A 7,517-nucleotide genomic window follows, 5' to 3' on the forward strand; every position below is an offset into this window, starting at 1 on the left:
GCCGCTGGCTGATGGCGCCGTTCTATCTCGGTCTCGTCATCAGCCTGGCAGTGCTGTTGCTGAAATTTTTCATGATGCTGTGGGAGTTCATCCTGCATGCGCCCGGCGCCAAGGAGGCCGACATCATCCTCGGCGTGCTCAGCCTGATTGACGCGTCGCTGACCGGAAACCTCATTCTGATTGTCGTGTTTTCCGGCTACGAGAATTTTGTCTCCCGGATCGATCCCGGCGGTCATCCGGACTGGCCGGCCTGGATGACCAAGGTCGATTTCAGCGGGCTCAAACAAAAGCTGCTCGCCTCCATTGTGGCCATTTCCGCCATCCAGGTGCTGAAGGCCTTCATGAATCTCGATGCGGCTTTCGATCCGTCAAAAATGGGATGGCTGGTCGGCGTTCATCTTGTGTTCGTGATCTCGACGCTGCTGTTGGCGCTGTCGGATCGATGGGGTGATCGCGGTACCGAGTAGGTATTAGCGCTCAGCGGGCAGGTCCTGTTCCGGGCCATTCGCGGCACCAGCTTTTTCTGCCGCATCGCGGACGCTGCGAAATTCCTTCGTCGCCGGATCGAGTACGAAAAGCGAGCCCTCCGCGACGCCGAAATAAGCCCCGTGCAGATTCATTTCGCCGCGCTCGACCGCCGCGCGGACGAACGGAAAGGTCATCAGGTTTTCAAGGCTGCGGAACACGGCCGCTTTCTCGATACGCACGGTGAAATCCTGCATCGTCTCGTGCTCGCGTTGCTCCACCTGCTCACCCGGTTTGATAAACATCGCCATCCATTTGCCGATGAAATCGCCGGGTGACAGTGGCTCGATATCATCGATGAAAGCGCGGATGCCGCCGCATTGCGCATGGCCGAGAACCACGATGTGCTTCACGCGCAGGACCGAAACCGCATATTCCAGCGCGGCCGAAACGCCGTGAGCGCCGCTATCGGGCTGATATACGGGGACCAGATTGGCGACATTGCGCACCACGAACAATTCGCCCGGCCCGGCATCGAAGATCACCTCCGGTGACACCCGGGAGTCACAACAGCCGATCACCATCACTTCGGGCGATTGGCCGCGTTCGGCGAGATGGCGATAGCGCGACTGCTCGGTCGGAAGCCGTTGCGAAGCGAACGTACGGTAGCCCTCGAGCAGGCGTGCTGGAAATGCTGGCATGCGAATGGATAACCATAAGCCCCAATGCGGAACAAGCCTTTCGAACCAAAGCCACAGATGTTATCGCGTGGGGACTTGTTCCAAAGGAAGGTCCCTCATGATCCGTCCGCGCCGAAGCCTGTTGTTCATGCCGGGTTCGAATCCACGGGCGCTGGAAAAAGCACGAAACCTGCCGGCCGACGGCATTATCCTCGACCTCGAGGATTCGGTGGCGCCCGAAGCAAAGGCGATGGCCCGGGATCAGATCGCGGCCTCTGTGGCCGCAGGCGGGTTCGGCAAGCGCGAGGTCCTAATCCGCGTCAACGCGCTGGACTCGCCGTGGTGGATCGACGACTTCACCATGGCCGGCAAGGTCCGGCCCGACGGCATTCTGGTTCCGAAAGTTTCCAGCGTTAAGGATTTGACCGCGATCGCCGACCGGCTCAGCGATATCAACGCCGACGCATCGATCAGGGTCTGGGCGATGATCGAGACGGCGCGCGCGGTGCTGCATGCCGAGGAACTCGCCGCCGCCTCCCGCGATTCCGAGATGCGGCTTGCCGGCTTTGTGTTCGGACCAAACGACATCTCCCGCGAGACCCGGATGCGAATGCAGCCCGGCCGCGAGGCGATGCTGCCGCTCATTACGCATTGCATCCTGGCGGCGCGCGCCTACGGCCTCGAAATTCTGGATGGACCCTACAGCGACTTCAGCAACATCAATGGATTTGGACAGGAATGCACTCAGGCGCGCGCTCTTGGCTTCGACGGCAAGACGCTGATCCATCCGGGCCAGATTGAAGCATGCAATGTCATCTTCACGCCTCCGTCGGAGGAAGTAGCACAGGCGCGCAGGATAATCGCAGCTTTCGAACGCCCAGAAAACTCCTCCCGTGGCGCCATCCAGCTCGACGGCCAAATGGTGGAGCGGCTGCACGCCGACATGGCCAGGCGGACGATTGCGATCGCCGACGCCATCAGGTCTGCGAGCAAATAATGTACGTGAGGAAATGAATGAGCAGCGTTCAGGAAGCCCCGAAACGATCCGATGCCCACGCATAGAGGCTGCCGGGAAGAGGAGCTTGATTACCTCGACCTTTGGGCGAGATGTGCAGCCCTATGACGGCGGGATCGCCAATCAGCGCTGAGAAATCCGAACGCTCGAAGAAGCGCTTTGGCTCCGCGTGAATTGCGTAGAATGATTTCCGCGGCAATGCGAACCGCAGTTCCCCAGTGCGGGAAGCAAGCGCCGTCAAGGCTCCCGGACCAAAAAGGGAAACGCGAATGTCGGACAGGCGATTGGAGCCGCCGCGGAGCCGGCGCAGGAAGAATGTCAGGCGATGCCGTAGCCCTAGCCACTCCGGAATCAGCTCCTCTTGCTCGATCAGTCGCTCGAACGCCAGCACGATGGGATTTCGGGACGGCAAATAAAGTACGGAATTGCCGAGCCGACGCGGGTGTTCCCAGGCGAAATATGGCTTGGCCAGGTTGATCTCGACCGGCCTAAGCAGCAGCACGTCGGGATCAAGCCATAGCCCGGCGCTCTCGGCCATCAGGCGCATCCGAAAAAAATCGCTGAACTGCAACGTCGTCCAGTCGCGCCAGGAGCCGTCCGGCTGCGGCGGTCGAATTTTTTCCGAGAAGGCGTGGGGCAGGATCGCCTCGGCCTCGGCATTTCCAACGCCATCCGGCAATCCGGCGATCGGATCGAAGCTATAGAGCGTCACCTTATGGCCGGCCGCGACCTGCGAGCGCAGGCAGGTCAATCGCAACGCGTCTAGGGAGCCATGCCAGAAGGTGACGACGTCGGCCAACATCGACCTCACCTCCTGGGCATCTGAAGAGGCGCGGGTGCGATCAGGCCCAGGCGCGTTCGGTCTTCGCCTTTGCCTCATAGGCGTCGATCGCAGGCTTCTTCTCCATCGTGAGCCCGACATCGTCGAGGCCGTTCATGAGGCAATGCTTCCGGAACGGATCGATCTCGAACTTCACGGTGCCGCCGTCGGGGCCGCGAATTTCCTGGTTGGCGAGATCGATCGTCAGCGTCGCGTTGGCGCCTCGATCGGCATCGTCGAACAGTTTGTCGAGGTCGTCCTGGCTGACGCGGATCGGCAAAATCCCGTTCTTGAAACAATTATTGTAAAAGATGTCGCCGAACGAGGTCGAAATGACGCAGCGTATGCCGAAGTCGAGCAGCGCCCAAGGGGCGTGTTCTCGACTTGAGCCGCAGCCGAAATTGTCGCCGGCGACCAGGATCTTGGCGTTGCGATAGGCCGGCTTGTTGAGGATGAAGTCGGGGTTCTCGCTGCCGTCATCCTTATAGCGCTGTTCCGCGAACAAGCCCTTGCCGAGACCGGTGCGCTTGATCGTTTTCAGATACTGCTTGGGAATGACCATGTCGGTATCGACATTGATGATCTTCAGCGGCGCGGCGACGCCTTCGAGCGTCGTGAACTTGTCCATCGGTCGCACTTCCGGTTGGAATTGAGGAAAGGCATTTCAGGCCCATGATTTATCGCGAACGACGCCGCCATTAAAGGGCAATTCACTAATAATTTGATCCCGGCTCGCGTGAAATGACACACGCTCATTCGGCGCCGGCCTCGATCGCCTCCATGTCCTCGTCAGAAAGCCCGAAATGATGGCCGATCTCATGAACCAGGACGTGGCGGACGATATGGCCCAGCTCCTCATCGTGCTCGGCCCAGTAATCGAGGATCGGCCGACGGTAGAGCCAGATCATGTTTGGCAGCCTTGCGACGTCATCATTGCTGCGAAATGGCAGGCCGACGCCCTGAAACAGGCCAAGCAGATCGAATTCGCTGGCCGCGTCCATTTCCTCGAGCACCTCGTCAGTGGGAAAATCGTCGACGCGGATGATCACGCCCTCGCAGAGGTCGCGAAACGTTTTCGGCAGCCGGCCGAATACGTCATGCGCCATGGTCTCCATCTCGGCAAGCGAGGGGGCTTTTGCGGTTCGCCACACATTGACTATCTAGCGCGGGTTCCGCGATCCTGCACAGCTTCGCTGCAGTTTATTCGCACCATCCGTCGGCAAAGTCGGATGCTCAGCGGATCGTGGAGGGGGATTGTGCGCGAATCTGCGCCGCTGTTGACCTCCGCGCGGCAATCGGAGACCTTGCGGCCGGGAATAGATTCACAGCGGGCATGATATGCGGATCACGAAGGCGGCGGTATTGATCGCGTTAGCGGGCCTGGCTCCGTGGACGAGTGCTCAAGTGGGTGCGCAGACCCTGCCGCAGGGCGCGCGAACCGCCAACGCCTCTCAGTCTGCTACCGATATTTCCGCCCAGCGCCATCTCCGACGGCCGCCGACACGACTTCGTGTCCAGCCGTATTACGAACCAGGTTTCGAAGGCGTCTACCCCCGCTATTATCCTGGCCGCAACGCCGTGCGCGAATGCAACGCGACCTATGTCCAGGAGTACCGGCCGAGCGGGACTGTAATCGTGCCACGCATGAGTTGCTTCTGGCGTCCGGGCTAGCGCAGCGCCTCGGAGGTTTTCATGTGGGTATGGTTCGGCCGAGCCTTGCTGGTTGTTACGTTTCTGTTGTCTGCACCGAGCGCGATCAGGCCAGCCCCTGCGGCCTCCTTGCGCAGTGCGGCGGAATCGCCCAGTTCAAGCGCGACGGAGATCAGTTCGCGCACATCCAATCGGCATCCACATTCTCATCGTCTCGACCATCGGCCCCTGCGGCCAGAATATTACGAGCGGCCTCACTATTACACGCCTCACCCGTACTCCGTGCCGGCTCCCTTCGTGTTCGGCTTTGGGCCGTGGGTCTGGTAACAGCTAGCAGCATCTCCAATTTTTTTGACCGCCTCGAAGCACAGCGGCTGACTGTTTCAAGCAGCGCCATCAATCTGTTCGTCCGCACGCATATCCAGAAATGATCGCGGCTGCGTTCAGCGGTTGGGTGCGCCTTCACTACATTGGCGGTTGTTCATCATTGCGGCCTGCGCATTCATAGCGCGTTCACGTCGTGCATTTTATTTTTGATCCTGGAAGCGAGCACAAACGGTTTGCCAAGGCAGGCCACTGCATAAGCGCGCTACTTCGTTGCAAGTGTTCAGGGAGGACACATCGATGATCAACATTTCACTTGCCGCGCGCGGCCCGGTGCGCAGCCTAGTGCGTTCGGGACTTGCGGCGGCTGCGATGCTGGCCTTGTCTGCCGCATCAGGTCAGCACGCTCGCGCGTTGTCGCTGATCAATCCTGGTGCCGCGCCGATCGCGAGCGCAGCTTCCAGTGCGCCGATCATCGAAGTGCGCGGCGGTCATGGTGGCGGCGGCGGAGGCGGAGGTGGTGGTCACGGCGGTGGCGGCGGAGGCGGTCATGGCGGCGGAGGGAGCTTCCATGGAGGTGGCGCGGCATTCCATGGCGGCGGCATCGGACCAGGCGGCGCCGCGTTTCACTCCAGCGGTAGTCGAAGCGGTGGTGGCGCTGCATTTCAAGGCGGCACGTTTCACAGGGGCGTGGCCTTCCATGGCGGCGGCGTCGGATTCCATCACCGGCATCACTTTCATCGGCGGTTCTTCTATGGAGCGGCCTACCCCTATTACGACGATTACCCCTATTACTACTCCTACCGCCGCTGCCCGGTCGTCTGGACCCACTACGGTCCACGCCGCATCTGTCATTTCCGGCACTGGCGTCACCATCATTGGCGTCACCATCGCTGGCACCATCACCACCATCGCTTCTACGGGTGAGCGCCCAACGGGGCTTGCTGAAATGACTCGGGCGCCTCAAGGCGCCCGACTTGCATTCTGTGCTCGGGAGAGGCCGTCCAGGAGCGTTTTCGAGCGAAGTGGATGCCGGTTCGCGTGAAGAAAACGCGTCAGAAGAACTTCATCCCCAGCTCTTGAATTTCCAGGGCCTGATTTTCCAAGGCGTAAGCGTTTCGATGCGCCACTGCTGCCACCGGTCCGGCGGCCAGTGACTGAGACGCGATGTCTCCTTGATCTCGGGCTCCACCACTCGCCGCACGATGCGGCGCCTGGTCTGGCGCGTCGCCTCGCTGATCATATCGACGAATTCAGATTTCTCGGCCACTGTTCGGCACCTCGAAACGCCACTCTAGCGGATCGAGTCTGCTCGCAAGACGTTAACGACAAGCTTCGACAATGCCTCCAGCTTGATAGAAGCTTGCCGGGCTTTTCGCTCTTCGCGGCTTTGATCGATGAACCAAATCAGCCTGGCGTAAAATCGCCCTAGCGCCAGTCCCTGATATCGACGAAGTGTCCCGCAATCGCGGCCGCCGCCGCCATGGCCGGCGAGACCAGATGCGTTCGGCCCTTAAAGCCCTGGCGACCTTCAAAGTTGCGGTTCGATGTCGAAGCGCATCGCTCCTCCGGGTTCAGCTTGTCCGGATTCATGGCGAGGCACATCGAACAGCCCGGCTCGCGCCAGTCAAAGCCGGCCTTGATGAAGATCTTGTCCAGCCCTTCGGCTTCTGCCTGCTGCTTCACAATACCCGAGCCAGGCACGACCATGGCGTTCACATTGCCATTGACGGTCTTGCCTTCGGCGATTTTGGCGGCCGAGCGCAAATCCTCAATGCGTCCGTTGGTGCAGGAGCCGATGAAGACGCGATCGAGCTTGATATCGGTGATCCGGGTGCCGGGCTTCAGGCCCATGTACTTGAGCGCGCGATATTTTGACAGTCGCTTGGCTTCATCGGCAATCTGCTCGGGATCGGGCACCATCCCCGATATCGAAACAACGTCTTCGGGCGAGGTGCCCCAGGTCACGATCGGCGGCAGCTTTGCGGCATCCAGCCGGATTTCGTGATCGAAATGCGCGTCGTCGTCGCTCCTTAAATTTTCCCAGTAGCGCATCGCGGCGTCCCAGGCTGCGCCCTTTGGCGCCTTCGGGCGGCCCTTTAGAAATTCAAAGGCCTTTTCGTCAGGTGCGACCAGACCGGCGCGTGCGCCACCCTCGATCGACATGTTGCAGACCGTCATGCGGCCTTCCATCGAAAGAGCACGGATGGCCTCGCCACCGTATTCCAGCACATACCCCGTGCCGCCGGCGGTGCCGATCTCGCCGATGATCGCGAGAATGATGTCCTTGCCGGTCACGCCTTCGGGCAATTTGCCGTCGACGATGGCGCGCATGTTCCTGGCTTTTTTCTGAATCAGCGTTTGCGTCGCCAGCACGTGCTCGACCTCCGAGGTGCCGATGCCGTGTGCCAGCGCCCCGAAAGCGCCGTGGGTCGAGGTGTGGCTGTCGCCACAGACGATGGTCGTGCCCGGCAGCGTGAAACCTTGCTCCGGACCGATCACGTGGACAATGCCTTGGCGTTTGTCGAACTCGTTGTAGTATTCGATGCCGAATTCCCTGGCA

The 7,517-nt window shown here is 60.5% G+C and carries 11 protein-coding genes; 4 read left to right on the forward strand and 7 right to left on the reverse strand.

The features are described from left to right. A partial coding sequence (locus VJV58_RS03975) for a TIGR00645 family protein (protein ID WP_324136046.1) occupies positions 1-467 on the forward strand: 467 nt, incomplete at its 5' end. A gap of 3 nt (positions 468-470) precedes the next feature. Here the strand turns inward: VJV58_RS03975 and VJV58_RS03980 are convergent. Beyond that, complete coding sequence (locus VJV58_RS03980) at positions 471-1,166, reverse strand: carbonic anhydrase (RefSeq protein WP_324136047.1); 696 nt, start codon at positions 1,164-1,166, stop codon at positions 471-473. A 97-nt stretch (positions 1,167-1,263) separates the two neighbouring features. On the opposite strand from VJV58_RS03980, the gene VJV58_RS03985 reads away from it, so the two are divergent. After that, complete coding sequence (locus VJV58_RS03985; RefSeq protein WP_324136048.1) at positions 1,264-2,142, forward strand: CoA ester lyase; 879 nt, start codon at positions 1,264-1,266, stop codon at positions 2,140-2,142. A gap of 28 nt (positions 2,143-2,170) precedes the next feature. On the opposite strand, the gene VJV58_RS03990 is transcribed toward VJV58_RS03985, so the two are convergent. From VJV58_RS03990 to VJV58_RS04000, 3 genes are all read right to left on the reverse strand, one after another. Next, positions 2,171-2,962, reverse strand: a complete 792-nt coding sequence (locus VJV58_RS03990) for a hypothetical protein (protein ID WP_324136049.1) — start codon at positions 2,960-2,962, stop codon at positions 2,171-2,173. 40 nt (positions 2,963-3,002) lie between these two features. After that, a complete protein-coding gene (leuD, locus tag VJV58_RS03995; RefSeq protein WP_324136050.1) occupies positions 3,003-3,608 on the reverse strand; it encodes a 3-isopropylmalate dehydratase small subunit in 606 nt (201 codons plus the stop codon). A gap of 124 nt (positions 3,609-3,732) precedes the next feature. Beyond that, the gene (locus VJV58_RS04000; RefSeq protein ID WP_324136051.1) at positions 3,733-4,131 is read right to left on the reverse strand and encodes a metallopeptidase family protein; all 399 of its coding nucleotides are present in this window, start codon (positions 4,129-4,131) and stop codon (positions 3,733-3,735) included. A gap of 187 nt (positions 4,132-4,318) precedes the next feature. Between VJV58_RS04000 and VJV58_RS04005 the strand changes: the two genes are divergently transcribed. After that, complete coding sequence (locus tag VJV58_RS04005) at positions 4,319-4,651, forward strand: hypothetical protein (protein ID WP_324136052.1); 333 nt, start codon at positions 4,319-4,321, stop codon at positions 4,649-4,651. Here VJV58_RS04005 and VJV58_RS04010 read toward each other — a convergent pair. After that, on the reverse strand, positions 4,648-4,821 hold the full coding sequence (locus tag VJV58_RS04010) for a hypothetical protein (RefSeq protein ID WP_324136053.1): 174 nt from the start codon (positions 4,819-4,821) through the stop codon (positions 4,648-4,650). The genes VJV58_RS04005 and VJV58_RS04010 overlap by 4 nt on opposite strands. 433 nt (positions 4,822-5,254) lie before the next feature. On the opposite strand from VJV58_RS04010, the gene VJV58_RS04015 reads away from it, so the two are divergent. Then, complete coding sequence (locus VJV58_RS04015; RefSeq protein WP_324136054.1) at positions 5,255-5,881, forward strand: hypothetical protein; 627 nt, start codon at positions 5,255-5,257, stop codon at positions 5,879-5,881. Between the two features lie 139 nt (positions 5,882-6,020). On the opposite strand, the gene VJV58_RS04020 is transcribed toward VJV58_RS04015, so the two are convergent. Beyond that, a complete protein-coding gene (locus VJV58_RS04020) occupies positions 6,021-6,224 on the reverse strand; it encodes a hypothetical protein (RefSeq protein WP_324136055.1) in 204 nt (67 codons plus the stop codon). Positions 6,225-6,382: 158 nt separating this feature from the next. Continuing rightward, positions 6,383-7,517: 3-isopropylmalate dehydratase large subunit (leuC, locus tag VJV58_RS04025; RefSeq protein ID WP_324136056.1), on the reverse strand; the 1,135-nt coding region annotated here is incomplete at its 5' end.

The sequence above is a fragment of the Bradyrhizobium sp. genome (assembly GCF_035273305.1).
In the GTDB taxonomy this organism is placed as follows: Bacteria; Pseudomonadota; Alphaproteobacteria; order Rhizobiales; family Xanthobacteraceae; genus Bradyrhizobium.

Coding starts and splice junctions, on each gene's coding strand:
- VJV58_RS03990 (WP_324136049.1), bottom strand. CDS start 2,962: ATGTTGGCCGACGTCGTCACCTTCTGGCATGGCTCCCTAGACGCGTTG.
- VJV58_RS03980 (WP_324136047.1), bottom strand. CDS start 1,166: ATGCCAGCATTTCCAGCACGCCTGCTCGAGGGCTACCGTACGTTCGCT.
- VJV58_RS03985 (WP_324136048.1), top strand. CDS start 1,264: ATGATCCGTCCGCGCCGAAGCCTGTTGTTCATGCCGGGTTCGAATCCA.
- leuD (WP_324136050.1), bottom strand. CDS start 3,608: ATGGACAAGTTCACGACGCTCGAAGGCGTCGCCGCGCCGCTGAAGATC.
- VJV58_RS04005 (WP_324136052.1), top strand. CDS start 4,319: ATGCGGATCACGAAGGCGGCGGTATTGATCGCGTTAGCGGGCCTGGCT.
- VJV58_RS04015 (WP_324136054.1), top strand. CDS start 5,255: ATGATCAACATTTCACTTGCCGCGCGCGGCCCGGTGCGCAGCCTAGTG.